Genomic DNA, 23,905 nt, shown 5'->3' with positions numbered 1-23,905 from the left:
TTACTTTTGAACGAGGTATTCGGCCGAAGCCATGACCAGGAAGACGGCGGCCGCCACGCGGTCGAGCTTGACGGAGTCGGTGCTGGCGTTGGTGACGGGCGTCGCCTTGAGTGCGTCCGCAATGAGCTTGACGGTGGCGGCAGACAGCTGGCCTGCACACATCAGCAGGTTGATGCGGGCCACCAGCGCGTCGGCATCGGTCACGATGGCCAGTTCGTTGGTGTAGCTGGCCTTGATGTCGTAGCCGTTGTTGGAGGTGCTGGCGTTGTTGGGCAGCTCGGGGGCGTTCACGTAGATGCCGTTGCGGATCACGCCCTGCATGTAGTTGAGGTAGCCCCCCACGCTGCTTTCGTTGACCAGCTGGAATTCGGGAGCTACGGCGCCTAATGTCGCCAACGCCGTGGACGGAGGGATGTAGCCCGGGCGGAAGAAGTTGAACACCGAGGGTGAACGCAGCGGGCTCTGACCCAGGCGCGAGCCGGGGTCGCTCAGGTCGCCGATCTTCCAGCTGCCCTGTGCCGAGTTGATGCCGAAGGTGCGGCCCCACTGCACAAAGCGCAGCATGGGCTCGCGCAATTTTCCAAAAGTCAAACGGGTCAAGCCTGTTGGCGCTCGGGCCTGATCATCCAACAATATGGCGGTGATCACCGCGCGCATATCGCCTCGAACACCTGTACCGTTATTGTTGAATACAGATGCGACGCGCGCTACATAGCCTGGGGTGGGGTTGCTTGTTACCAGGCGCTGGATGAGTTGCTTGCACACGAAGGGCCCCACATTGGGGTGGTTGAAAAGTGTATCCAGCGCCATATTGAGAGCTGTCGTCCCGGGTGTGTTTGCGGGGATGGTTGTGCCCAGAAAGGTTGCTGCAAGCGTGGAGTGGCGCGATGCGTTAAGCGCCATCGGCAGCCTTGTGTATGTGGTGTTAGGAACCACCCGTGTAGTCCCTGGCACGGTGGTCGGTACGTTCTGAGATTGGTCGAAGTCGTATCCAGTGAACACCCGCGCAAGGTTAGTCACGTCGTTCATGGTGTAGCTATCGATAGGCTTCCCATGGCTATCGAGCTTGGGCGTACCATCGAGATTCAGCTCAACCAAGCCGATAGACATGAGCTGCATAACTTCCCGCGCATAGTTTTCATCGGGCTGTCTGCCCGTCGCAGGATTTTCTTTTTGGTTGCCTCGTGTGTTCAGGTAGTACCCCATGGCTGGGTTGAGGGTCACGTCCTGAAGCACATTTCTGTAGTTGCCGAATGCGTTGTTCACTAATTGGTCCCAATACCAAGCCATGGCATGGCAGCGCCAATTGACGTCTACGCCGCTGAGAGAGACCACGCAAATTTCGGACAATGCCAATGCGATACGTTTGCGCAGTCCGTCTGGCGACTTCATGAGCTGGTACCAGATCATGTAGTCAGCAGGGTATGAGTTGTCGTAGTACGCCGTGTCATTGCTGATAGCGGCGTAGCCCCGTGTGTTCAGCCAGTCCCAGCCAGTGACTCCTGGGCTCGCATCGAACTGGCGGTTTAGCCAATCGACATATGTCGTCGATCGGAGCGATGCGATTTCTTCCGTTGAGGCCGAGAACTGCGCATGTAGCAGGAAGCGCGCTGCCTCAGCGTCTGATGTGGGAGCCGGGTAGGAAAAACCTTCAAAAGCGGGCTTCGGCATAGCATCGGGGCCAGAGGCTTGGGCGGCTTGAAGAGGCTCGTTGCCTCCGCCCCCGCACGCACTCAGGGCGCTGGCCGTGGTTAGTGCGGCCACTGCTGGAGCGATGCGATTGCCTTTTTCAGGCGATAAAGAATCGGGGGTGAAGGCCGCGCCCTCTGCTTTCTCTGCGACACCAGTCGTCTGAGTCGCCGCATATGAATTGGTCATGGTGATTGAGATGGAAATGCCCGCAAAGTGGAGTGCGCAGGGCATCACTTAATCACATGCCGCGATCACTTGCAAACACAAGTGTTACCAAGCGAAACACGCCTCTGCAATGCCTGCCGCGCCCAGGGTCTGAACGATGGGCCATTGCAACACTTTGTACCTTGCGGGGGCGGTGTTGGCCCTTCGCCAGAGGGCCAGAGCCACTGCATCGGCGATGTCCGTCACGCCCGTAGTCCTGTGCTGACGCGTGCTGCGTGGCGCGGACTACGGCGTCGGCGCCAGATCATTTTTACAGTGAACTCCATCGCATCACGCAAAGGTTCCACGCACTTCGAGTGGATGGCTGAAGCGAAATTCGCACAAGGAGTCACACCATGAATGAAGACACCATCAAGGGCAACTGGAAGCAGTTCAAGGGCAAGATGATCGAGCAGTGGGGCAAGCTCACGAACGACGACTTCGATGTCATCGACGGCAAGCGCGAACAGTTCCTGGGCAAGCTGCAAGAGCGCCAGGGCATCGCACGCGATGCGGCTGAAAAGCAGCTCAAGGAATGGCAAGACCGCCACCCTGACTTCCGCTTCAACGACTGATAGCGCAAACAGCGTGACCGCGCTGCGGGGCCTTCGCCCCGCGCCCCGCCAGGCCACTCCTGGCGCACCGCCCCCCAAAAATTCACACCCATTGCATTCAATTTCATCGAGGAGAAAACCATGACATTCCAACGCACCCTGATCGCCGCCTGCGCAGCGGGTCTGATGGCTACCACCGCTTTTGCCATGACCCCTGCGGAACACAAGGCCGCCAAGGAAAGCATCTCGGCAGACTACAAGATGAACAAGCAAAAGTGCGATGCCCTCAAGGCCAACGCCAAGGACATCTGCGTGAAGGAAGCCAAGGGCGCGGAAGACGTGGCCAAGGCGGAGCTTGAAGCCCAGTACAAGCCCAGCGCCAAGGCCAGCCAGAAGGTGGCTGAAGCCCGCGCCGATGCCGCTTACGCCGTCGCCAAGGAAAAGTGCGACGACCTGACCGGCAACGCCAAGGACGTGTGCGTGAAGGATGCCAAGGCCGAACACGTGAAGGCCAAGGAAAACGCCAAGGTGGCCGCCGCCCAGGCCAAGCCTGCAGACACGGCCGCCGAGAAGGCTGCCAACGTGGCCGAGGCCCGCAAGGATGCCACCGCCGAGAAGAACGAAGCCAACTACAAGGCCGCCAAGGAGCGCTGCGACGCCATGAGCGGCGACCTCAAGTCCAAGTGTGTGGACGACGCCAAGCGCATGTACGGCCAGAGCTGATCGGCCGGGCGCTGAGCGCCTGACCTGATCCCTTGCTCTAACAGGCTGTACCAGGCCCTGCCCGCTGCGCGCGGCGCAGGGCCTGGCTGCGTATGGGGATGCCATGACCTGCATCAACACCCGGCCGGGCCGGGGCTCCTAAGCTCGCAGCTTCGTTTGATCTGCCGCCTGCCCAAGGAGTCCCATGGCCCACCTCGAATGGTCTGATGCACTGAACCTCGACTTGCCCCTGATGGATGACACCCACCGGGAGTTTGTCGACCTGCTGGCCGCCGTGGACCAGGCCAGCGATGCGGAACTGCTGCCCCGCTGGCGTACGCTGGTGGAGCACACCGAGCAGCATTTCGGCCAGGAAGACGACTGGATGGCCTCCACCCGCTTTGCCTCGGGCAACTGCCACAGCATGCAGCACAAGGTGGTGCTGCAGGTGATGCGGGAAGGCACGGCCCGCGCCGAGCAGGGCGACCTGAAGGTGCTGCGCGTGATGGCCAGCGAACTGGCGCTGTGGTTTCCGCAGCACGCGCAGAGCATGGATGCCTCGCTGGCCCTGCACCTGCGCCGCGTGGGCTTTGACCCCGCCACGGGCGTGGTGCACGCTCCCACAGCGCTGCCCGAGGCATTGATCCACGGATGCGGTGGCGCCACCTGCTCAGACTCCGGCGCGCCCGGGTCCGACGAGCCCGCTACCCAGCGTGATGCTGCGCCTGCCGTGGCAGCCTGACTCCATAGATTGACCGACTGTCCGCTGCAGCGGGCACACCGAACGCTGCACCAGAGCAGCAGGGTAAGCGTTCCGCCGGACGAAGCCATGCGGGCCATCGGGCTTACACCCATGCAAGCGTGTGGCTTGTATGGCATGCTGCCCCATCTCAAGGCAAATGGGGGCGGCGCGGCCGCTTCGCGTCATGGCCGACACCACCCCTTCTGACGACCCCTGCGACGACACCGACCGCCTGCAAGCCCTGCAGCGCTACGGCATTCTTGACACCCCCATGGAGCCCGCTTACGACGAGCTGGCCGACCTGGCGGGTTACATCTGCGAAGCCCCCGTGGCCCTGATCAGCCTGCTGGACAACCAGCGCCAGTGGTTCAAGGCCGCGCGCGGATTTGCACTGCGCGAGACCCCGCTGAACGAGTCCGTGTGCCGCTACGCCATCCGGCAGTCCGGCGTCTTCATCGTGCCTGACCTGGCGCAAGACCCGCGTTTTGCGCACTACGCCATCGTCACGCAAAAGAACCCGCTGCGCTTTTACGCCGGGGCGCCGCTGGTCACGCCGGACGGTTTTGTGCTGGGCACGCTGTGCGTGCTGGACCACCGGCCGCGCGAGCTGTCTGCCAAGGTGCAGGACCTGCTCAGTGCCCTGGCGCGCCAGGTGATCCGGCTGCTGGAGCTCAAGCGCGCCAACGACCGCCAGGGCCAGATGCTGGTGGAGCTGGAGGCGGCCCGCCACCAGATGGACGTGCTGGCACACACCGATGTGCTGACTGGCCTGGCCAACCGCCGCTCGTTCACCGACCGCCTGCGCCAGGAATGGGCACTGCTGCAGCGGGGCAATGAGCCGGCCTGCCTGCTGATGATGGACCTGGACCACTTCAAGCGCGTGAACGACGTGTACGGCCACCATGTGGGCGATCAGGCCCTGCAGCTGTTTGCCACCCTCTGCCGCGATGTCTTCCGTGCGGCCGACGTGCTGGGGCGCTGGGGCGGCGAGGAGTTTCTGGCCCTGTTGCCCGCCACCGGGCTCGACCAGGCACAGGTGGTGGCCGAGCGTGTGCATGCGGCGCTGGCCGCCCACCCGCTGCCCGGTATCGAGCCGGCGCTGGTGCTGTCGGTCAGTATGGGGCTCACGCTGTTCGACCCGCTGCGGCCGCTGGACATCACCCTGCGCCTGCTCGACTCTGCGCTCTACACCGCCAAACGCGAGGGGCGCAGCCGCACCGTGGTGGTATAGGTGCTCTGTTTTTGATAGCTGCTGGCGCATATTGCACTGGCGCTACCGGCCATTTCTATTAAAAATTGTGCCCAGGGACCTGCGCAAGAAGGCCCCCTGGCACACCTTCAGCACTCCGGGCGGCGCAGCAACAGCAAGGCCGCTGTGCGCCACGCCAGGTCGCGCAGCGCCCGGCGCAGGGCGGGCGAATCTGCAGCTCCGCCCCCCGCCGCTCCGTGGTCGAGGTCCGCCTCGGGGCGGCGGGGGCAAAAGGCTGCGTCCAGCACCTGCTGCTTGGCACAGTGCAAGGCCAGCCGGTCTTGCGACCGCAGGGCCGCCATCAACTGGTCGCGGTGGCGCTGCACGCGGGCCGCCTCAGCAGCAGTCAGCGCGGTGCCCCTAGCGGGGCCGGTGCTGGCGGGCGGCGTCAGGGCCTGGGCCTGCGCCAGGTACTGGGCCCAGCGCGTGGTGTGGGTGGCGGTGGGGTTCATGCGGCCTCCGTGCGGGGCGCTGCGGGGCGCTGCACCGATGGCATGGTGGGGCGCGGGGGCGTGCCGCCAGAAGCCAGGCCGTACCAGTTCACCTTGCGCGTCAGCACCATCACCGCCGCCAGCACCAGGAAGAGTGCAATCGCCCCCACCACCAGCGCCGTCTGCTCCAGCTGCAGCAACACGTACAGCAGGCCATACAGCAGCGCAATGCCCGCCCCCAGCGGAATGCCGCGCGTCAGCCCGCCCAGCATGTGGCTGGCGTAGTAGGCCAGCAGCAGCACACACGCGCTGGCGGCCACCGCGTACGAGATGCCAAACGGCAGGTGCTCCGACAGGCTCACCAGCAGCAAGAAGAAGCTGCACAGCGCGCTGCCCACCAGCAGGTACTGCACTGGGTGCACGCGCAGCTTCTTCATCAGCTCAAACAGGCCCACGGCCACGAAGGTGAGAGCGATGAACAGCACGCCGTATTTGGTGGCGCGGTCAGAGAGGGAATAGGGATTCACCGGGTCGATGAAGGCCACGCTGAAGCTGTCGGCGCAGTCGCCCGGCGTGGCCCCGCTGTGTGCATAGTCGCTGCCCTCATCGGCGCCCAGGCAGATGCGCTTGCCATTCGCAATGTCGGCCTGCGCCGTGGTGGCCAGCGACGACAGGCGCCACTGGGCCGAAAAGCCGGTCTTCTTGACCTCGCGTTCCGATGGCAGAAAGCGCCCGGCAAACGACGGGTGGGGCCAGCTGCTGGTCATCAGCACTTCGGTGTTGCCGCCCAGCGGCACGATGGCCAGGCGCTCGGTGCCCACCAGCTCCAGGTCCAAGGTGGCCGTAAGGCCGTCGGCCTTGCCGCGCACGGATTCGGGCAGCACCGCATGCAGGCCCCGGCTGTAGGTGGGGTGGAAGGTGCCGGGCTTGAGCGCCAGCGCCTGGCTGCCCATGGTGAACTGCGCGGTACGGATGCCGCGCGCATCGCCCACGGCCATCATCACGATGGGCGCGCCGCAGTGCATGCGCGAATTCTTCATGCTGCTCTGCGGCAGCAGGCTGGCCAGCGACCCCCATTGCGCCGTCACGTTGGCCTTGAGGTTGTAGGTGTTCACCTTGTGCAGGCCGCGTGCGCGTTCTTCCATCGCGGCGCCGGTGGTGAGCTTGAGCTGCTCGGGCATGGCGGTCAGGATGAACTCGCGGCGCTTTTCGACCATGCGGCGCTCGTCGCCCTTGCCGACTTCTTCATCCCAGCTTTCCACGCAGGCGCTGTGGATCATGGGGCCCATCAGCGTCTGCGGCCCGGCCAGGCTCTCGGCCACGCTTTGCGCGGTGATGCTGCGGTAGCGCAGCCGGTCGCGCACCACGTCTTCGATCAGGCCCAGGCCAAAGAGCAGCAACACGGTGATGGCGGTCAGCGCCGCCAGCTTGGTGAACAAGGGGTGTTTGAACAAAAGATCCTCCACAAGTGACTGTTGTGGGGGCAGTGTTGTGGCGCGCTGTGAGGGCGCTATGAAGTTTGTGAGGCCAGTGTGAAGTGGCGGGGGTGACGTGCGAAGTGCGAAGTGGGGCGCTGGCAGAATCGACCGCCTGTGTCATCCACCTGGGGAGTGCCATGCGAAATACAGCGTCCCGCTTCATACCCCCGGTGGCTGTCCGCCCGCCCTTGCGCTGGCCGGCGCGGTGCTTTCTGGCCGTGATGGCGGTGGCCTTCATGGCCGTGTTCTGGAAGCACCCCGTGGCGGTGGGCGGCTCGCTCCTGGCGCTCGGCAGCCTGGTGGCCGTCCTGAGCCGGCGCGAGGCCCTGCGCCTGGCCCGTATGGCGCAAGGCCGTGCGGGGGAGTCGATTTGCCAGTTTGCCCGCTCCATCGACTGCCGCCGGGTGGACACCTGGGTGGTGCGCGCGGTGTACGAGGAACTGCAGCGCAGCCTGTCTGCCGCAGTTGCCGTGCCTTTGAGATTGACCGACAACCTCCAGAGCGACCTGCGTCTGGACGCTGACGACCTGGATGACCTGGTCGCAGACATGGCACAGCGGGCCCGCCGCAGCCTGGCCGACACATCGGCCAACCCCCTGTTCGGCAAAGTGACCACGGTGGGCGATCTGGTCGAATTTCTCCAGGCCCAGCCCCGCCTCCCGACAGGCTCCTAGGCTCTACGGAACTCCAGCGCCACCCGCAGCCCCGGCGCCGTATTGCGCGCTACCATCTGCCCGCCATGCAGCGCCATCACGCGCTGCACAATCGCCAGCCCCAGGCCCGATCCGCTGCGCTCGCCGCCCGGCCGCGCGGTGGTGAAAAAGCGCTCGCCCAGGCGCGGCAGCGCGTAGTCGGGCACGCCGGGGCCGCTGTCTTGCACGGCCACCGTGGCGCCGTCCAGTTCCACCCGCACCGTGCTGCCTGCGGGCGCAAAGTCGATCGCGTTGTCCAGCAGGTTGGTCAGCGCCAGCGTCACCAGCTCGGCCTCCCACGGGCCGCTGGTGCCGTGGCCGCTGAGCGCCAGGGTGATGCCGCGCTGCCCGGCGCGGGCGCGGGTCTGGGCAATGGCGGCCTCGGCGCAGCCTTGCAGCGCCACGGGCGCGCGGCCTTCGGCGTGCTGGCGCTGCTCCAGCTTGGACAGTTCCAGCAGCCGGTCGATGATGCGCTGCAGGCGTTCGCTTTGCTGCACCACCTGGGTCGCAAACTCGGCGCGGTCGGCGGCGGGCAGCTCTTCCTGCAGCAGCTCGCCGGCGCCCCGGATGGCGGCTACGGGACTTTTGAGTTCGTGCGTGAGGGCGCGCACATAACCCTCGATGTAGTCGCGCCCCTCCAGCCGCGCGCGCATGCGGTCCATGGCGCGGGCCAGGTCGCCCAGCTCGCCGGGCACCTCGGGCACGGCCAGGGCTGTGGGGGGCGGGGCGCCGGGGTCGTGGTGCTCGCCATCGGCGGGGCCCTGCACGCTCAGGGCGTAGTCGCGCAGGCGGCGCACATTCCACACCATCCACAGCGTCACGGCCACGCCCACGGCGGCGGAGAGTGCCAGCAGCAGCAGCCCGCCCATGAACACCTTGCGCTCGGCCCGGTCGATGAAGCGCTGCACGGTGCGCGTGGGCTTGGCCACGGTGAGCACACCCGCGATCTGGTTGTTCACGTAGATGGGCGCGGCCACATGCATCACGCCGCTGGTGTCGTCGTCCTCCACATCGCGGGTGGAGCGCGCGCCGTACTCGCCGCGCAGCGTGCGCGCCACGTCGCGCCAGCGTGAATAGTCGGCGCCCACGGCGCGGTTTTCCGAATCGAACAGCACGCGGCCCGTGGTGTCGGTCACGTAGATTCGGTAGTCCAGCGACTGCTTGGAAAAGCCCCAGATCGCTGCATCAATGGGCCGCGTGGCATAGCGCCGCACATGCTGGGCAAACGGGCTGGTGCTGCTGTTGTCGGCCCCCGCCGCCAGCCGCCCGGCGGTCAGGTCCTCGCTGGCCAGCTCGGCCAGGATGTTGGCCGTGTCCACCATCATGTCCTCCATCACCTCGCGCACGCTGGGCTTGATCTCGGCCATGAACACGCGCAGCACAAAGAACGCGGCGATGCCGTTGATGAGGAAGAAGGCGAACAGCAGGCGGAGGCCGAGGCGCATGGTGTTTTGCTTCAAAAACAATAGCTGCCAGCGCTTTTTAGATGGGCGCTAGCAGCCAATTTGGCTTCAGATGTCCAGGCAATACCCCATGCCCCGGTGCGTGCTGATGTATTCGCGTGCCGGGTCCAGCTCGCGCAGCTTGGCGCGCAGCGTTTTGATGTGGGTGTCCACCGTGCGGTCGGTGCTTTCGCTGTCGTCGCCCCAGGCGGCGGCCAGCAGTGCGTCGCGCGAATGGATGCGTCCTGCGCCGCGCAGCAGGTGGGACAGCAGGCGGTACTCGCGCCGGGTCAGCGGCAGGGCCTGGCCGCGCAGGCTGATGCGCTGGCCGGCCTCGTCGTCGTGGAACAGCGCGGCGGCCGTGGCGGCGGGCGCTGCCGGGTGGCCGTTGCCGTTTCCGTGGCCCGCGCGGCGCAGCAGCGCCTTCACGCGGGCGGCCAGTTCGCGGGGGCTGAAGGGTTTGGTCAGGTAGTCGTCGGCACCCAGCTCCAGGCCCAGCACGCGGTCGATTTCTTCGCCGTGGGCGCTGAGCATCAGCACGGGCAGGACGGCGGTGGGCGGCGCATTGCGCACATCGCGCAGCAGGTCCAGGCCGCTGCCGTCGGGCAGGCCCACGTCCAGCACCAGCAGGTCAAACCGTGCGCGCTGCAGCTGCTGGCGCGCGTCGTGCACCAGCAGGCTGTGCGTGACGGTCAGGCCGTCGCGCTCCAGCGCATAGGCCACGGTGCGGGCGATGGCGGGGTCGTCTTCGAGCAGCAGCAGGCGGGCGGACATGGAGGGTCAGCGTGCGACGAGGATGGGGAACAGCTTGCCCAGCCCGTCGGCCATCACTTCCACGGCCAGCGCAGCCAGGATCAGGCCCATGAGTCGGGTCATCACATTGATGCCGGTCTTGCCCAGCACGCGCGCAATCGGGTCGGCCAGCGCAAAGCACACGGCCGTGGCCAGCGCGATGACCACGCCGTAGCCCACCAGCGCGGCGTGCTGCCAGAAGGTCTGGGCGCGGTCGGCATAAATCACCACGGTGGACATGCTGGCCGGGCCGGTGAGCAGCGGGATGGTGAGCGGCACCACGGCAATGCTGCTGCCGGCGGCGGCTTTTTCGGCGCCTTCTTCGTATTCGTTGGTGCTGGGCTTGGCCTCAGCGGGCTGGGCGTTGAGCATGTTCATCGCGCTGATGAGCAGCAGCATGCCGCCACCCACCTGAAAGCTCTGCAGCGAGATGTTGAAGAAGTCGAGGATCTGCAGGCCCAGCAGCGCACAGGCGGCAATCACGCAGAACACGCTGAAGCTGGCCACCTGGATGGTGCGGCGCCGCTGCGGGTACGAGAAGCCCTGCGTGTAGTGGATGAAGAACGGCACGATGGCCAGCGGGTTCACGATGGCCAGCAGGGTGATCAGGGGTTTGAGGTCCATGAGGGCGCTTCCAAGGGCAAGTGGGCAGGGTGGTTCTTCGGGGGCTCAGGCCAACGGCAGATGAGGGTGGCGCAGCCCGGGTTGTGCGCGAGTATGCGGTGTTTTCTGCGCCGTTTGGCGGCCAAGCATGCTGCATTGCAGCGTGCCTGCCACGGGTGGCTCCGGGCCTTCTCTCCTAGCGCCCGCCCGACACATCCATCAAGGTGGCGGTGGTGTAGCTCGCAGCGGGCGACATCAGCCAGACGATGGCCTCGGCCACCTCGTCGGCCGTGCCGCCGCGCAACATGGGCACCTGGTGCGAGAGGTCGCGCACGCGGTCGGGCAGGCCGCCGCTGGCGTGAATGTCGGTCTCGATCAGGCCCGGGCGCACGGCGTTCACGCGGATGCCCTCGGCCGCCACCTCGCGCGCCAGGCCGATGGTGAAGGTGTCGATGGCGCCCTTGGCCGCCGCGTAGTCCACATACTGGTGTGCCGAGCCCAGGCGCGAGGCGGCGCTGGACACGTTGACGATGGCGCCACCGCTGCCGCCATGGCGCGTGCTCATGCGCCGCACGGCTTCGCGGGCGCAGACGATGCTGCCGATCACGTTGGTATCGAACATGCGGCGCAGGCGCTCGGTGCTCATTGCGTCCACCCGGGCGGTCACGTCCACCACCCCGGCGTTGTTGACCAGGGCGCTGATGCGGCCCAGCTCGGTGTCCACCGCCTGGAACATGGCCAGGATGTCGGCCTCGCTCGCCACGTCGCCCTGCACCGCGATGGCGGTGCCGCCGTCTGCCCGGATGGCATCGACCACGGCCTGCGCGGCGGCCTCGTTGGCGAGGTAGTTGACGGCCACGGCCCAGCCATGTTTTGCGGCCAGCCGTGCGGTGGCGGCGCCAATGCCCCGGCTGGCGCCGGTGATTAGTGCGATCTTCTCCATGGGGTGGGGTCTCCTGCAAGAATGGCGCATTGGAACAGGTTCTGCGCCCCGCCGCGCAGGGTCCTGGCCGACTTTGCGGCCCTTTAGCGGCCCATTCACGCGCCATATTTACCAAAGCAAAGGAGCATTCAGCATGGGACAGTTTGTTGATCTGACATCGAGTGACGGTTTTGTGGCCCCCGCCTGGGTCGCCAAGCCCGAAGGCACCCCCCGTGGCGCCGTGGTGGTGCTGCAAGAGATTTTTGGCGTGAACTCGCACATCCGTTCAGTGGCCGACCGCTATGCCGCCAGCGGCTACCTGGCCGTGGCGCCCTCCACCTTCCACCGCGTCCAGCAGGGGGTGGAGCTGGGCTACACCGGTGACGACATGCAGGCCGGCATGGGCCTGAAGGCCGCCGTCGAGGCCCTGCCTGCTCCGGGCGTGTTGCCCGACATCCAGGCCGCCATCGACTACGCCGCGCAGCAAAGCGGCGGCAAGGTGGGCATCGTGGGCTACTGCTGGGGCGGCCTGCTGACCTGGCGCTCGGCCTGCCAGCTGCAGGGCCTGTCGGCCGCCGTGCCGTACTACGGCGGCGGCGTGACCACGCCGGAAGAAGTGGCCCGCACCCCCAAGGTGCCGGTGCTGGCCCACTTTGGCGAGCGCGACCACTGGATTCCACTGGACAGCGTGCAGGCCTTCGGCAAGGCCCACCCAGAGGTCGAAGTGCACGTGTACGCCGCCGACCATGGCTTCAACTGCGACCAGCGCGGCAGCTATGACGAGGCCGCCGCCAACACGGCCCGCGAGCGCACCCTGGCCTTTTTTGCCAAGCACCTGGGCTGAGACCGCCCCGGTGACCGCGACACGATAGCGAACGACCAACGGGGGTGACCATGGCGGATTTCAGGCGTTTCTGGCCCCAAGCGCTAGTCCGTCATGCGCTGGTAGCTATGGGTTTGATAGCGCTGTGCGCTAGCGCCCACGCGGCCGACTACACTGGCCCCCTGTTCGACGCCCACCTGCACTACAACGAGGAAGCCTGGGACGGCAAAGCAGGCCCGCACCCACCCGCCGATGTGCTGGCGCGCATGAAGGCCAGCGGCGTGCGCGCCATCGTGGCCAACTCGCGGCCCAATGCCGGGTCGCTCACGCTGGCGGGCCTGCCGCAGACCCGTGAGGCCGGCGTGACGGTGGTGCCGTTTGTGCGGCTGTACCGCAACCGCGCCGATTACACCGGCTGGTTTGCCGACGACACCATCTACGACATGGTGCAGACCGAACTGGCCCGGGGCACGCCCGCCGGCCCCTACCGGGGCCTGGGCGAATTCCACCTGTACGACAGCGCCAACGCCAACGGCCCCGTGGCCAAAAATCTCATGGCCCTGGCCGAGCAGCGGGACCTGGTGGTGCTGGCCCATGTGGACGACACCGCCATCGACCTGCTGATGGCCAACACCCCGTCCCAAGGCCAGAAGGCCCGGCTGATCTGGGCCCACACCGGCATCGGCGGCGCGCCGGTGGAGCGGGTGGACGCCCTGATGGCCCGCTACCCCGGCCTGGTGGGCGAACTCTCGTACCGCCCCGGCCTGGTGTGCGACGACAACCAGCTGTGCCCCGCCTGGCGCGCGCTGCTGCTCAAGTACCCCACACGCTTTGTGATCGGCTCGGACACCTGGGTCAACCAGCGGTGGCAGCACTACGAAAGCCTGATGCAGGGCTACCGCCAGTGGCTGGGCGGCCTGCCCGCCGATGTGGCCCGCAAGGTGGCGTGGGACAACGCGGCGGGGCTGTTTGGGGTGGCCAGGCCGTGAGTGGGCCATCGCCGGTGCATTGAGGCTTGTGCCCTGGCAGCCTTCTAGCTGGCAGCCATTGAAACTGGCGCTGCCCCTACCAGCGACCGCCGTGCAAGGGCCGCCCCGCCGCACTGGCGGTGTCCCTCTTCCCGAATCGCGCCAGCGAGTCGAGAGAAGGGGGAAGGCGCGTAGCGCCTCAGGGGGATGTCACCGCGTCCTCGCCAGATACCGCTTGCGCCAGAACAGCAGCACCAGGGCCACCGCGATGAACACCATCGACCCCATGGCCCACCAGAAGCCATCGGCCTTGTGCACCAGCGGGATGAACTCGAAGTTCATCCCGAAAATGCCCGCGATCAGGTTCAGCGGCAAAAACACGGCCGTGAGCGCCGTGAGGGTGCGCATGATGTCGTTGGTGCGGTTGCTCTGCACCGAAAAGTGCATCTGCACGGCGGTTTCGGTGCTCTGCTCCAGGCGCCGCACGTGGTGCACCACGCGCTCAATGTGCTCCAGCACGTCGCGGCTGCGCACCTTGAGCAGGTCCAGCTCCCGCAGGCCCGTGGGGGTGTCGGGCAGGGCCCAGGTTTCCAGCGCGTCGATCCAGTCCTGCACGGCGGTGCGCTGGTCTTCGCAGATCTCGTCCAGCATGTGCAGCGACAGGCGCGCTTCAAGCAGCGAGGTCCAGTTCACATACCTGGCGCGGGGCTTGAGCAGCTCGGTCTGCCAGTGGTCCAGCTGGCGGGTGAGCTCGCGGCGCAGGTCCAGGTAGCCGTCCACCATCTGGTTGACCACGCGCAGCATCAGGTCGGCGGGGCTGGTGGGCAGGCGCGAGCCCGAGATGGGGCTGCTGCGGCCTTCGCCCATGCCGGGGCCCGCGTGGGCATTGCCGTGGGCGGCAGCATGGCTGGCGGTTGCGTTGGTGCCATTGCTATTGCCGTTGCCGTTGCCGTTGGCCGGGGTGGCTGCCAGCAGCCGCGTCGCGTAGGCATCGCGCACCGCGCAGTCGGTGGGGTGCACGGTCAGCAGCAGCTGGTCAAACACCGCAAACCCCACGGGGCTGGTGTCGATGCGCCGCAGCACGGGCGGGCCGCTGCGCTTGGCGGGGGCGGCGTTGGGGTTGTCGGTCTCGATAGCCACGGTTGGTGCGGCGGGTGCGGTCCTCACCAGCTGCTCGGGCGGCGCAGCATCGCCCTGCACCGTGGCCAGGCGGCGGAACACCAGCAGGTCGTACTGCGAGGTGTAGTCGTAGTGCGAGGGCAGCTGCGCATTGAGCAGGTCGGACACATGCAGGTCCACCAGCTGCAGCCCGATCAGCGCCTGCAGGCGGCCCTGTATCTCGGCCAGCCGCGCCTGGAAGGCCGGGCGGGCGCAGGCCACCCAGAGAAAGCCCTGCGCTGGCATCTGGGCGGGCAGGGCGGTGAGCTCCTGCACGCCGCTGCTGTGGATGTGAAAGATGCGCATGGACACCGTTTTCAGTCAAAAGCGCCCGTAGCGCTAGTGGAATATGCGCTGACAGCTATTATTTTTGCAGCTTGCGGGCCACGTCGCGCGCAAAGTAGGTCAGCACGCCGTCGGCGCCGGCGCGCTTGAAGGCCAGCAGGCTTTCCATCATCACGGCATCGTGGTCCAGCCAGCCGTTGGCGGCGGCAGCCTTGATCATGGCGTACTCGCCGCTCACCTGGTAGGCGAAGGTGGGCACCTTGAACTCGTCCTTCACGCGGCGCACGATATCGAGGTAGGGCATGCCGGGTTTCACCATCACCATGTCGGCGCCTTCGGCGATGTCGATGGCCACTTCGCGCAGTGCTTCGTCGCTGTTGCCCGGGTCCATCTGGTAGACGTTCTTGTCGGCCTTGCCTAAAGCGCCGCGCGTGCCCACAGCGTCGCGGAACGGGCCGTAGAAGGCGCTGGCGTACTTGGCGCTGTAGGCCATGATGCGGGTGTGGATGTGGCCCTGCACCTCCAGCGCCTCGCGGATGGCGCCAATGCGGCCGTCCATCATGTCGCTGGGCGCGACGATGTCCACGCCCGCCTCGGCATGCGTGAGCGCCTGGCCGGTGAGGATCTCCACCGTCTCGTCGTTGATGATGTAGCCGGTTTCGTCCAGTACGCCGTCCTGGCCGTGGCTGGTGTAGGGGTCCAGCGCCACGTCGGTCATCACGCCCAGGTCGGGGAATTCTTTCTTTAGCGCCCGCACCACGCGGGGGATCAGGCCGTTGGGGTTCAGGGCTTCCTTGCCGTCCGGTGTCTTGAGCGACGGGTCAATCGCCGGGAACAGCGCCAGCACCGGGATGCCCAGCTTCACGCAGTCCTCGGCCACGGGCAGCAGCAGGTCCAGGCTCAGGCGGTCCACGCCGGGCATGGAGGTCACGGCCTCGCTGCGGTTGGTGCCCTCGTGCACAAACACGGGGTAGATCAGGTCGTCGGCGGTGACCACGTTCTCGCGCACCAGGCGGCGGGTGAAGGCATCGCGGCGCAGGCGGCGGGGGCGGTTCTGGGGGAAGGGGGCAGGGCTTTGGAGGTGCATCATCGGATTATGAATCCCTCCCTGTGGCGCTGTGCACCGGCTCGCGCCCCGGTGGCAGGAGGACGGGCGGCGGTGGTTGGCGCTTCGGGCGCGCTGTGGAAAAGCCGCTTGTAACCGCCCAGGCCCAGTGCTAGATTGGGGCCGGGCGGCTTGCCGCCCCCCGCTTTTCCTCCCTGAGCGGGACCTGGGCTGCAGCGATGCGGCACAGGCTTTCCCGGCCCGGCGGATCTGCCGGGCTTTTTTTTGGGGTTGTCCCGTCAGAGTGGCGTAGGCCCGTAAACTGCCCCCATGCTCTGGGTCAAAGCCTTTCACATCGTTTTCGTGGCCAGCTGGTTTGCGGGCCTGTTCTATTTGCCGCGCATCTTCGTCAATCTGGCGATGGTGGCGCCCGGCTCGGCCGCCGAGCGCGACCGCCTGCTGCTCATGGCGCGCAAGCTGATGCGCTTTACCACCTTGCTGGCCGTGCCCGCCATTGCACTGGGGCTGTGGCTGTGGCTGGGCTACGGTATTGGCCGGGGCCCGGGCAATGGCTGGATGCACGCCAAGCTGGCCGTGGTGGTGCTGGTCATCGGCTACCACCACGCGTGCAGCGTGCTGCTGCGCAAGCTGGCCGACGGCACCAGCCGCCGCAGCCATGTGTGGTTCCGCTGGTTCAACGAAGCACCCGTGCTGCTGCTGCTGGTGGCCGTGGTGCTGGTGGTGGTCAAGCCCTTCTGACGGAGACGCAGAGGGCGCATGCACAAAACCTCTGCCTGGCCGCTCGCGCTGACGTACACGGCGCTGATCGTCTTTGCCAGCCTGTTCCCGTTTGACGGGTGGCGCGAACAGGGCATTGACCCCCTGGTCTTTTTGTTTGCGCGGATCCCCCCGCCGTACTGGACGGGGTTTGACGTGGTGACCAACCTCGTGGGCTACGCGCCCCTGGGCTTCCTGCTGGTGCTGGGCCTGTTGCGCTCGGGCTGGCGGCATGTGCTGTGGGCGGTGGCGCTGGCCACGCTGGCGGGCACGCTGCTGTCGCTGTGCATGGAGTTTCTGCAGATCTACCTGCCCCGGCGCGTGCCTTCCAACCTGGACCTGGCGCTCAATGCGCTGGGCACGCTGGCCGGTGCGCTCAGCGCCGCACTGCTGGAGCGACTGGGCGCGCTGGACCGCTGGAGCAACTTCAGGGCGCGCTGGTTTGTGTCCGACGCGTCGGGCGGCATGGTGCTGCTGGCGCTGTGGCCGCTGGCGCTGCTGTTTCCGGCCGCCGTGCCGTTTGGCCTGGGCCAGGTGCTGGAGCGGCTGGAGGCCGCACTCATCGACCTGCTGGCCGATACGCCGTTCCTGGAATGGCTGCCCCTGCGCGAGACCGAGCTGGACCCGCTGTCGCCCAGCGGCGAGCTGCTCTGCGTCACCCTGGGGCTGCTGATTCCCTGCCTGCTGGGGTATTGCGTGATCCGCCAGATGGGGCGGCGCGCCCTGTTTGCGCTGGCGGTGGTGGGGGTGGGCATCGTGCTGACCGCACTGTCGGCCGCACTCAGCTGGGGCCCCGTGCACGCCTGGGAGTGGATGGACCTGCCCGTGCGCGTGGGCGTGTGGGCGGCGCTGGGGCTGGCCCTGCTGATGATGGCCCTGCCGCGCCGGGCCTGCGCTGCCGTGCTGCTGCTGGCGTTGACCTGGCACCTGGCGCTGCTGAACCAGGCGCCCACCAGCGCCTACTTTGCCCAGACCCTGCAGATCTGGGAGCAGGGCCGGTTCATCCGCTTTTATGGCCTGGGCCAGTGGCTGGGCTGGCTGTGGCCCTATGTGACGCTGCTGTACGTGGTGTTTCGGGTGTCGCGGCGAGACGCTGGAGTCTGATTCACCGGGCGACGGCCTCTGGCGTTCTGTATGGCCGCCCAGGGGTTTGGGGCTGCGCTCCGCCCGGTCTGGAAGGTGGGTGTCCTTAAAATGCGGGGATGAGCGACACCCCTACCGCACCGGCCGCAGCGCCCGGTTACTACCAGCGCCACATCTTCTTCTGCCTCAACGAGCGCACCAACGGTGAAGACAGCTGCGCCCACCACAACGCGCAGGCGGGTTTTGACCGCTGCAAGGCCCAGGTCAAGGCCGCCGGGCTGGCGGGTGCCGGCAAGGTGCGTGTGAACAAGGCCGGTTGCCTGGACCGCTGCGCGGGCGGCCCTGTGGCTGTGGTCTACCCCGAGGGCACCTGGTACACCTATGTGGACGCGGCGGACATCGACGAAATCGTCGAATCGCACCTCAAGAACGGCCAGGTGGTGGAACGCCTGGTCACGCCCGCGGAACTTGGCCGCTGAGCGCGGCTCCATCCCTGTCTTGGAACGATTTTGGCAGCAGGCGCCAGTGGATCATGCCCCTGCCGCTATTGATTGAGTAGCAAATCCGTGAATGCCCAGACCGAACGCCTGACCCTGTCCGGCCCCGCAGGCGCCATTGAGGCCGTGCGCGACAGCGCCACCCTGGCCGATGGCGCGGCGCCCCGTGGCATCGCCATCATTGCCCACCCCCATCCGCTGTTTGGCGGCACCATGGACAACAAGGTGGTGCAGACCCTGGCGCGTGCGTTTGTGCAGTGTGGCTGGACGGCGGTGCGCTTCAACTTCCGCGGCGTGGGCGCCACGGCTGGCGTGTATGACGAAGGCCGGGGCGAGTTGCAAGACCTGCTGGCCGTGGTGGAGCAGGTGGCTCCCGCCGCTGTGGGTCAACCCCTGGCGCTGGCGGGGTTTTCTTTCGGGGCGTTTGTCACCAGCCACGCCCTGGAGGCCCTCTGGCCCACGCAGCGCGTGGAGAAGGCCGTGCTGGTCGGCACGGCTGCCAGCCGCTTCACGGTGGCCCCGGTGCCGCCCGACGCCCACCTGCGCACGCTGGTCGTGCACGGCGAGCAGGACGACACCGTGCCTCTGTCGGCCGTGATGGACTGGGCCCGGCCCCAGATACTGCCTGTCACAGTCGTCCCCGCGGGCGGTCATTTCTTTCACGGACAATTGCCGCTTCTGAAGAACCTGGTGGTCCGCCACCTGCAATCGGGCGCCTGAGGGGCGCCGCCCGGACCGGCTCCGGCCGTCTGCCGTTCTCCCTCTCCCGCCTTTTCTCCCATCCTTTTTTCGAGCCTCTCCAGCCCCCTCCTGACCCATGAAACGAATCCTGTCTGCGTTGCGATCCCTGGCCGTCTTTGCTGCGGTGGCCCCGGCTGCCTTTGGCGCTTTTGCCCAGGCGCCCCAGCCGCCTGAAATCGCCGCGCGCACCTACATGCTGGTGGATGTCACCGCCAACCAGGTGCTGGCCGCCAAGGACATCGACGCGCCGGTGGAGCAGGCCTCGCTCACCAAGCTCATGACGGGCTACCTGGTGTTTGACGCGCTGCGCTCCAAGAAGATCTCGCTGGACCAGAAGCTGCCCGTGAGCGTGCGCGCCTGGAAGATGCCCGGTTCGCGCATGTTCATCGACCCCAAGATGCAGGTGCCGGTCGAAGACCTCATCAAGGGCATGATCGTGCAGTCCGGCAACGACGCCACCATGGCCCTGGCCGAAGGTGTGGGCGGCACGGCCGAGAACTTCGTCAAGCTCATGAACGACCAGGCGCAGGCGCTGGGCATGAAGGGCACGAGCTACAAGAACCCCGAAGGCCTGACCGAACCGGGCCACACCACCACGGCGCGCGACCTCTCCGTGCTGGCCATGCGGCTGATGAAAGACTTCCCGGAGTACATGCATTACTACTCCACCAAGCAGTACAGCTATCCGGGCACCCCGGCATCGAATGGCAGCAACCGCAATTCGCTGCTGTTCCGCGACCCCACGGTGGACGGCCTCAAGACCGGCCACACCGCCGCTGCGGGCTACTGCCTGGTGGCCACGTCCAAGCGTGAATTCCCCGGTGTGGGTCAGCGCCGCCTGCTGTCCATCGTGCTGGGTGCCGCAAGCGAAAACGCGCGCGCGAACGAAAGCCAGAAGCTGCTGAACTGGGGCTACACCGCGTTCGAGGCGGTCAAGCTGTTTGACGCGGGCAAGCCCGTGGCGACGCCTGCCGTCTGGAAGGGCAAGGACAGTGTGCTGAAGATCGGCCGCGAAGAAGCCATCGTGGTCGCCGTGCCCGCAGGCAGCGCCGGCAAGATCACCACCCAGATCGCCCGCCCCGATCCGCTCGTGGCGCCCTACACCAAGGGCCAGGCCATCGGCACCCTCAAGGTCATGCTGGGCGACCAGTCCATCGGCGAAGTGCCCCTGGTGGCGCTGGAGGCGGTGGAGCAGGCCGGCATTCTGGGCCGCGCCTGGGACGCCATCCGCCTCTGGATCAAGTGAGGCTGGATTGCCGAAATTAAGAGGGCACTTCTGAAACCATAGCTGGCTGCGCAGGTCCGGCAAGCGCCGGGCCTGGTTTTGGCCTCTGTTTTTGCAGCCAATACCTGCCAGTTACCGGAATCGCAGCAGGTGCCCTGGATCGCCGCAAGCCGCAGCAGGCTTGCCTTCCAGGGGGCGTCCTGCTACATTAGAAGGCTTTTCGGAATTTCCGAAGGGATTCACGTTTTCGCTTTCACGAAGCAAATTCACGTTTAGGGACGTATTTCATGCCAACCATTAATCAACTGGTCCGTCAGGGGCGCGAGGTCGAAAAGACCAAGTCCAAGAGCCCTGCGATGGAAAACTCTCCACAGCGCCGTGGCGTGTGCACCCGTGTGTACACCACGACGCCTAAGAAGCCTAACTCCGCTCTGCGTAAGGTCGCCAAGGTGCGCCTGACCAACGGTTTTGAGGTGATCTCCTACATCGGCGGTGAAGGCCACAACCTGCAAGAACACAGCGTGGTGCTGGTTCGCGGCGGTCGTGTCAAGGACTTGCCCGGTGTGCGTTACCACATCGTGCGTGGTTCGCTGGACTTGCAAGGCGTGAAAGACCGCAAGCAAGCCCGCTCCAAGTACGGCGCGAAGAAGCCAAAGGCCAAGTAAGCCCTGGTTTTTCCGGTCTGAAGAATTTTCGGTGCTGTTTTTCCGCGTGGCGCGGAGTTGCAGCGTAGTGACCCCAAACGCAGGTGTTCTGCGCGGGTCGAGTAAGTGGGAGTCCAGAGATTGGCTCTCGCGGTGTCTGAAAAGATGCCAACTGAAGCAAAGATAGAGGTAAAAAATGCCACGTCGTCGCGAAGTCCCCAAACGTGAAATCCTGCCGGATCCCAAGTTCGGCAATGTAGAGCTGTCCAAATTCATGAACGTGATCATGGAAGGCGGCAAGAAGGCAGTTGCAGAGCGCATCATTTACGGCGCCCTGGAACTGATCGAGAAGAAGCACCCCGATAAGGACCCTCTGGAAGCCTTCACCGTTGCCATCAACAACGTGAAGCCCATGGTGGAAGTGAAGTCCCGTCGCGTCGGCGGTGCCAACTACCAGGTGCCTGTGGAAGTGCGTCCCGTCCGTCGTCTGGCCCTGTCCATGCGCTGGATCAAGGAAGCCGCCCGCAAGCGCGGTGAAAAGTCGATGGCCCAACGCCTGGCCAACGAACTGCTGGAAGCCACCGAAGGCCGTGGCGGCGCCATGAAGAAGCGTGACGAAGTGCACCGCATGGCCGAAGCCAACAAGGCATTCAGCCACTTCCGCTTCTAAAACGCGGATTTGCCCTGATATAGGCCCAAGGCTGCTGGCGTTTTGCCTGCAGCCTTGTGTCGATTTCAGGCAGTCACAAAATTGACGGGTTGCAGCGCCAGAATGCTGGGCCCGCCCCCGAAAACACGAACCATCCAAGGATCCACCATGGCTCGCAAGACCCCCCTCGAGCGTTACCGCAATATCGGTATCTCGGCCCACATTGACGCTGGCAAGACCACCACAACCGAGCGTATTCTTTTCTACACCGGCGTGAACCACAAGATTGGTGAAGTGCACGACGGCGCGGCCACCATGGACTGGATGGAGCAAGAGCAAGAGCGTGGCATCACGATCACCTCGGCGGCCACCACCTGCTTCTGGAAGGGCATGGACATGTCCTTCCCCGAGCACCGCATCAACATCATCGACACCCCCGGCCACGTGGACTTCACGATTGAAGTGGAGCGTTCCATGCGCGTGCTGGACGGCGCCTGCATGGTGTACTGCGCCGTGGGCGGCGTGCAGCCCCAGTCGGAAACCGTCTGGCGCCAGGCCAACAAGTACAAGGTGCCTCGTCTGGCCTTTGTGAACAAGATGGACCGTACCGGTGCCAACTTCTTCAAGGTCGTGGACCAGATGAAGCTGCGCCTGAAGGCCAACCCTGTGCCCATCGTGATCCCGATCGGTGCCGAAGACAACTTCAAGGGCGTGGTCGACCTGCGCAAGATGAAGGCCATCATCTGGGACGAAGCCTCCCAGGGCATGAAGTTCACCTTCGAAGACATCCCGGCTGACCTGGTCGAAGTGGCCAAGGAATGGCGCGAGAAGATGGTCGAAGCGGCTGCTGAAGCCTCCGAAGACCTGATGAACAAGTACCTGGAAGAGGGCGATCTGTCGGAAGAAGAGATCACCCAAGGCCTGCGTATGCGCACCATCAACGGCGAAATCCAGCCCATGCTGTGCGGCACGGCGTTCAAGAACAAGGGTGTGCAGCGCATGCTGGACGCCGTGATCGAACTCATGCCTTCGCCCCTGGACGTGCCTCCCGTGCCCGGCTTCGACGAAGACGACAAGGAAGTCACCCGCAAGGCGGACGACAACGAGAAGTTCTCGGCCCTGGCGTTCAAGCTGATGACCGACCCGTTCGTGGGTCAGCTGACGTTCGTGCGTGTGTACTCCGGCGTTCTCTCCAAGGGCGACACCGTGTACAACCCCGTGCGTGGCAAGAAGGAACGTATCGGCCGTATCGTGCAGATGCACGCCAACGAGCGCCAGGAAGTGGACGAAATCCGTGCCGGTGACATCGCTGCTTGCGTGGGCCTGAAGGACGTGACCACGGGTGAAACCCTGTGTGATCCCGCCGCCGTGGTGACGCTGGAGCGCATGGTGTTCCCCGAGCCTGTGATCCGTCAGGCTGTGGAACCCAAGTCCAAGGCCGACCAGGAAAAGATGGGCATCGCCCTGTCGCGCCTGGCTGCAGAAGATCCATCGTTCCGCGTGCAGACCGACGAAGAATCCGGCCAGACCATCATCGGTGGTATGGGCGAACTGCACCTCGAAATCATCGTGGACCGCATGAAGCGTGAATTCGGCGTGGAAGCCAACGTGGGCAAGCCCCAGGTGGCATACCGCGAAACCATCCGCAAGACGGTGGAAGAGGCCGAAGGCAAGTTCGTGCGCCAGTCCGGTGGTAAGGGCCAGTACGGTCACGTTGTGCTCAAGATCGAACCCAACGAAGCCGGCAAGGGCATCGAGTTTGTGGACGCGATCAAGGGCGGTGTGGTGCCTCGCGAATTCATCCCAGCGGTGGAAAAGGGTATCAACGAAGCCGTGACGCAAGGCGTGCTGGCTGGCTACCCCGTGGTGGACGTCAAGGTCACGCTGCACTTCGGTTCGTACCACGATGTTGACTCGAACGAACTGGCGTTCAAGATGGCTGCCATCTTCGGCTTCAAGGAAGGTTGCAAGAAGGCCGGTCCGGTCATTCTGGAACCCATGATGGCCGTGGAAGTGGAAACGCCTGAAGACTACGCCGGCAACGTGATGGGCGATCTGTCCAGCCGTCGCGGCATGGTGCAAGGCATGGACGACATGGTCGGTGGCGGCAAGGCCATCAAAGCTGAAGTGCCCCTGTCCGAAATGTTCGGCTACTCCACGACCCTGCGCTCCATGTCGCAAGGCCGCGCCACCTACACGATGGAATTCAAGCACTACAGCGAAGCACCTCGCAACGTGTCGGAAGCAATCATGGCAGCACGCGCCAAGTAAGTAAGCATTTCGCCCGGGCCGTTTTGGTCCGGGCTTTGTTTTGTCTGCGATCCGGTGCCACTCTGTTCCCTGTGCGGAGTGAATCAGCAACCAGATGCAGACGTAAAACCACTACACAGGGATTGCTCTTTGGAGAATTGAAATGGCAAAAGGTAAGTTTGAACGCACCAAGCCCCACGTCAACGTGGGCACGATCGGTCACGTGGACCATGGCAAGACGACGCTGACGGCAGCTA

Annotated in this window: 25 protein-coding genes; 16 read left to right on the top strand and 9 right to left on the bottom strand. The window is 65.6% G+C overall.

Annotated features, from left to right (window positions below; genetic code table 11):
* The gene (locus tag ACODSU_RS21835; protein WP_488844741.1) at positions 1-1,878 is read right to left on the bottom strand and encodes a DUF1800 domain-containing protein; all 1,878 of its coding nucleotides are present in this window, start codon (positions 1,876-1,878) and stop codon (positions 1-3) included.
* 374 nt (positions 1,879-2,252) lie between these two features.
* Between ACODSU_RS21835 and ACODSU_RS21830 the strand changes: the two genes are divergently transcribed.
* The 4 genes from ACODSU_RS21830 (at position 2,253) to ACODSU_RS21815 (ending at position 5,125) form a co-directional block, all read left to right on the top strand.
* Positions 2,253-2,471 (top strand): CsbD family protein, encoded by a 219-nt coding sequence (locus ACODSU_RS21830; RefSeq protein ID WP_015012165.1) that lies wholly within the window; start codon positions 2,253-2,255, stop codon positions 2,469-2,471.
* A 120-nt stretch (positions 2,472-2,591) separates the two neighbouring features.
* Positions 2,592-3,173: a hypothetical protein gene (locus tag ACODSU_RS21825; protein ID WP_060985338.1), complete on the top strand. Its 582-nt coding sequence runs from the start codon at positions 2,592-2,594 to the stop codon at positions 3,171-3,173.
* 184 nt (positions 3,174-3,357) lie between these two features.
* A complete protein-coding gene (locus tag ACODSU_RS21820; protein WP_488844739.1) occupies positions 3,358-3,894 on the top strand; it encodes a hemerythrin domain-containing protein in 537 nt (178 codons plus the stop codon).
* A 184-nt stretch (positions 3,895-4,078) separates the two neighbouring features.
* On the top strand, positions 4,079-5,125 hold the full coding sequence (locus tag ACODSU_RS21815; RefSeq protein WP_488844737.1) for a GGDEF domain-containing protein: 1,047 nt from the start codon (positions 4,079-4,081) through the stop codon (positions 5,123-5,125).
* A gap of 107 nt (positions 5,126-5,232) precedes the next feature.
* Here the strand turns inward: ACODSU_RS21815 and ACODSU_RS21810 are convergent, their stop codons facing one another.
* Together ACODSU_RS21810 and creD are read right to left on the bottom strand one after the other, a co-directional pair.
* Positions 5,233-5,595: a hypothetical protein gene (locus tag ACODSU_RS21810; protein WP_488844735.1), complete on the bottom strand. Its 363-nt coding sequence runs from the start codon at positions 5,593-5,595 to the stop codon at positions 5,233-5,235.
* Complete coding sequence (creD, locus tag ACODSU_RS21805) at positions 5,592-7,028, bottom strand: cell envelope integrity protein CreD (RefSeq protein WP_488844733.1); 1,437 nt, start codon at positions 7,026-7,028, stop codon at positions 5,592-5,594. The genes ACODSU_RS21810 and creD overlap by 4 nt, the downstream gene beginning before the upstream one ends.
* A gap of 194 nt (positions 7,029-7,222) precedes the next feature.
* On the opposite strand from creD, the gene ACODSU_RS21800 reads away from it, so the two are divergent.
* Positions 7,223-7,726, top strand: coding sequence for a hypothetical protein (locus ACODSU_RS21800; protein ID WP_488844731.1), 504 nt, complete (start codon positions 7,223-7,225; stop codon positions 7,724-7,726).
* Here ACODSU_RS21800 and creC read toward each other — a convergent pair.
* From creC to ACODSU_RS21780, 4 genes are all read right to left on the bottom strand, one after another.
* A complete protein-coding gene (gene creC / locus ACODSU_RS21795) occupies positions 7,723-9,189 on the bottom strand; it encodes a two-component system sensor histidine kinase CreC (protein WP_488844730.1) in 1,467 nt (488 codons plus the stop codon). The genes ACODSU_RS21800 and creC overlap by 4 nt on opposite strands.
* Before the next feature lie 66 nt (positions 9,190-9,255).
* A complete protein-coding gene (locus ACODSU_RS21790; protein WP_488844729.1) occupies positions 9,256-9,960 on the bottom strand; it encodes a winged helix-turn-helix domain-containing protein in 705 nt (234 codons plus the stop codon).
* Positions 9,961-9,966: 6 nt separating this feature from the next.
* Positions 9,967-10,602, bottom strand: a complete 636-nt coding sequence (locus ACODSU_RS21785; protein WP_055402029.1) for a MarC family protein — start codon at positions 10,600-10,602, stop codon at positions 9,967-9,969.
* Positions 10,603-10,777: 175 nt separating this feature from the next.
* Entirely contained in the window at positions 10,778-11,524 is a 747-nt protein-coding gene (locus tag ACODSU_RS21780; protein ID WP_488844728.1) for an SDR family oxidoreductase, read from the bottom strand.
* A 133-nt stretch (positions 11,525-11,657) separates the two neighbouring features.
* Here ACODSU_RS21780 and ACODSU_RS21775 point away from each other — a divergent pair, with 133 nt between their 5' ends.
* Together ACODSU_RS21775 and ACODSU_RS21770 are read left to right on the top strand one after the other, a co-directional pair.
* Positions 11,658-12,347 carry a dienelactone hydrolase family protein gene (locus tag ACODSU_RS21775; protein WP_488844727.1) on the top strand — a complete coding sequence of 230 codons (690 nt, stop codon included), beginning with the start codon at positions 11,658-11,660 and terminating at the stop codon, positions 12,345-12,347.
* Positions 12,348-12,454: 107 nt separating this feature from the next.
* Positions 12,455-13,315: an amidohydrolase gene (locus tag ACODSU_RS21770; protein WP_488844726.1), complete on the top strand. Its 861-nt coding sequence runs from the start codon at positions 12,455-12,457 to the stop codon at positions 13,313-13,315.
* A gap of 189 nt (positions 13,316-13,504) precedes the next feature.
* Here ACODSU_RS21770 and ACODSU_RS21765 read toward each other — a convergent pair whose 3' ends face one another.
* Positions 13,505-14,758, bottom strand: a complete 1,254-nt coding sequence (locus ACODSU_RS21765; RefSeq protein ID WP_488844725.1) for a magnesium transporter CorA family protein — start codon at positions 14,756-14,758, stop codon at positions 13,505-13,507.
* A 58-nt stretch (positions 14,759-14,816) separates the two neighbouring features.
* On the bottom strand, positions 14,817-15,824 hold the full coding sequence (gene hemB / locus ACODSU_RS21760; protein WP_056643000.1) for a porphobilinogen synthase: 1,008 nt from the start codon (positions 15,822-15,824) through the stop codon (positions 14,817-14,819).
* Between the two features lie 288 nt (positions 15,825-16,112).
* Between hemB and ACODSU_RS21755 the strand changes: the two genes are divergently transcribed.
* The 9 genes from ACODSU_RS21755 to ACODSU_RS21715 all read left to right on the top strand — a co-directional run.
* Positions 16,113-16,541 (top strand): CopD family protein, encoded by a 429-nt coding sequence (locus ACODSU_RS21755; RefSeq protein ID WP_015012180.1) that lies wholly within the window; start codon positions 16,113-16,115, stop codon positions 16,539-16,541.
* An 18-nt stretch (positions 16,542-16,559) separates the two neighbouring features.
* Positions 16,560-17,663, top strand: coding sequence for a VanZ family protein (locus tag ACODSU_RS21750; protein ID WP_488844724.1), 1,104 nt, complete (start codon positions 16,560-16,562; stop codon positions 17,661-17,663).
* 98 nt (positions 17,664-17,761) lie between these two features.
* Positions 17,762-18,121: a (2Fe-2S) ferredoxin domain-containing protein gene (locus ACODSU_RS21745; protein WP_110960415.1), complete on the top strand. Its 360-nt coding sequence runs from the start codon at positions 17,762-17,764 to the stop codon at positions 18,119-18,121.
* Positions 18,122-18,208: 87 nt separating this feature from the next.
* Positions 18,209-18,859: an alpha/beta hydrolase gene (locus ACODSU_RS21740; RefSeq protein WP_488844723.1), complete on the top strand. Its 651-nt coding sequence runs from the start codon at positions 18,209-18,211 to the stop codon at positions 18,857-18,859.
* 97 nt (positions 18,860-18,956) lie between these two features.
* Positions 18,957-20,126, top strand: a complete 1,170-nt coding sequence (locus tag ACODSU_RS21735; protein WP_488844722.1) for a D-alanyl-D-alanine carboxypeptidase family protein — start codon at positions 18,957-18,959, stop codon at positions 20,124-20,126.
* A gap of 266 nt (positions 20,127-20,392) precedes the next feature.
* The gene (gene rpsL, locus ACODSU_RS21730; protein WP_015012185.1) at positions 20,393-20,770 is read left to right on the top strand and encodes a 30S ribosomal protein S12; all 378 of its coding nucleotides are present in this window, start codon (positions 20,393-20,395) and stop codon (positions 20,768-20,770) included.
* A gap of 175 nt (positions 20,771-20,945) precedes the next feature.
* Positions 20,946-21,419, top strand: a complete 474-nt coding sequence (rpsG, locus tag ACODSU_RS21725; protein WP_005798541.1) for a 30S ribosomal protein S7 — start codon at positions 20,946-20,948, stop codon at positions 21,417-21,419.
* Positions 21,420-21,566: 147 nt separating this feature from the next.
* Positions 21,567-23,669 (top strand): elongation factor G, encoded by a 2,103-nt coding sequence (gene fusA / locus ACODSU_RS21720; RefSeq protein ID WP_488844721.1) that lies wholly within the window; start codon positions 21,567-21,569, stop codon positions 23,667-23,669.
* Between the two features lie 142 nt (positions 23,670-23,811).
* Positions 23,812-23,905, top strand: a 94-nt coding sequence (locus ACODSU_RS21715; RefSeq protein WP_005434227.1) for a GTP-binding protein, incomplete at its 3' end; no start/stop codon positions are given.

The organism is Acidovorax sp. FG48 (assembly GCF_057809085.1).
This window is presented reverse-complemented; position numbering and strand designations above follow the sequence as displayed.

What these genes read in the sequence shown, in the direction of transcription:
- ACODSU_RS21820 (WP_488844739.1), top strand. Translation starts at nt 3,358, where the DNA reads ATGGCCCACCTCGAATGGTCTGATGCACTGAACCTCGACTTGCCCCTG.
- ACODSU_RS21835 (WP_488844741.1), bottom strand. Translation starts at nt 1,878, where the DNA reads ATGACCAATTCATATGCGGCGACTCAGACGACTGGTGTCGCAGAGAAA.
- ACODSU_RS21765 (WP_488844725.1), bottom strand. Translation starts at nt 14,758, where the DNA reads ATGCGCATCTTTCACATCCACAGCAGCGGCGTGCAGGAGCTCACCGCC.
- ACODSU_RS21830 (WP_015012165.1), top strand. Translation starts at nt 2,253, where the DNA reads ATGAATGAAGACACCATCAAGGGCAACTGGAAGCAGTTCAAGGGCAAG.
- ACODSU_RS21770 (WP_488844726.1), top strand. Translation starts at nt 12,455, where the DNA reads ATGGGTTTGATAGCGCTGTGCGCTAGCGCCCACGCGGCCGACTACACT.
- fusA (WP_488844721.1), top strand. Translation starts at nt 21,567, where the DNA reads ATGGCTCGCAAGACCCCCCTCGAGCGTTACCGCAATATCGGTATCTCG.
- ACODSU_RS21780 (WP_488844728.1), bottom strand. Translation starts at nt 11,524, where the DNA reads ATGGAGAAGATCGCACTAATCACCGGCGCCAGCCGGGGCATTGGCGCC.
- rpsG (WP_005798541.1), top strand. Translation starts at nt 20,946, where the DNA reads ATGCCACGTCGTCGCGAAGTCCCCAAACGTGAAATCCTGCCGGATCCC.
- ACODSU_RS21815 (WP_488844737.1), top strand. Translation starts at nt 4,079, where the DNA reads ATGGCCGACACCACCCCTTCTGACGACCCCTGCGACGACACCGACCGC.
- hemB (WP_056643000.1), bottom strand. Translation starts at nt 15,824, where the DNA reads ATGCACCTCCAAAGCCCTGCCCCCTTCCCCCAGAACCGCCCCCGCCGC.
- ACODSU_RS21745 (WP_110960415.1), top strand. Translation starts at nt 17,762, where the DNA reads ATGAGCGACACCCCTACCGCACCGGCCGCAGCGCCCGGTTACTACCAG.
- ACODSU_RS21785 (WP_055402029.1), bottom strand. Translation starts at nt 10,602, where the DNA reads ATGGACCTCAAACCCCTGATCACCCTGCTGGCCATCGTGAACCCGCTG.
- ACODSU_RS21790 (WP_488844729.1), bottom strand. Translation starts at nt 9,960, where the DNA reads ATGTCCGCCCGCCTGCTGCTGCTCGAAGACGACCCCGCCATCGCCCGC.
- ACODSU_RS21750 (WP_488844724.1), top strand. Translation starts at nt 16,560, where the DNA reads ATGCACAAAACCTCTGCCTGGCCGCTCGCGCTGACGTACACGGCGCTG.
- creC (WP_488844730.1), bottom strand. Translation starts at nt 9,189, where the DNA reads ATGCGCCTCGGCCTCCGCCTGCTGTTCGCCTTCTTCCTCATCAACGGC.
- ACODSU_RS21735 (WP_488844722.1), top strand. Translation starts at nt 18,957, where the DNA reads ATGAAACGAATCCTGTCTGCGTTGCGATCCCTGGCCGTCTTTGCTGCG.
- ACODSU_RS21755 (WP_015012180.1), top strand. Translation starts at nt 16,113, where the DNA reads ATGCTCTGGGTCAAAGCCTTTCACATCGTTTTCGTGGCCAGCTGGTTT.
- ACODSU_RS21810 (WP_488844735.1), bottom strand. Translation starts at nt 5,595, where the DNA reads ATGAACCCCACCGCCACCCACACCACGCGCTGGGCCCAGTACCTGGCG.
- ACODSU_RS21825 (WP_060985338.1), top strand. Translation starts at nt 2,592, where the DNA reads ATGACATTCCAACGCACCCTGATCGCCGCCTGCGCAGCGGGTCTGATG.
- rpsL (WP_015012185.1), top strand. Translation starts at nt 20,393, where the DNA reads ATGCCAACCATTAATCAACTGGTCCGTCAGGGGCGCGAGGTCGAAAAG.
- ACODSU_RS21775 (WP_488844727.1), top strand. Translation starts at nt 11,658, where the DNA reads ATGGGACAGTTTGTTGATCTGACATCGAGTGACGGTTTTGTGGCCCCC.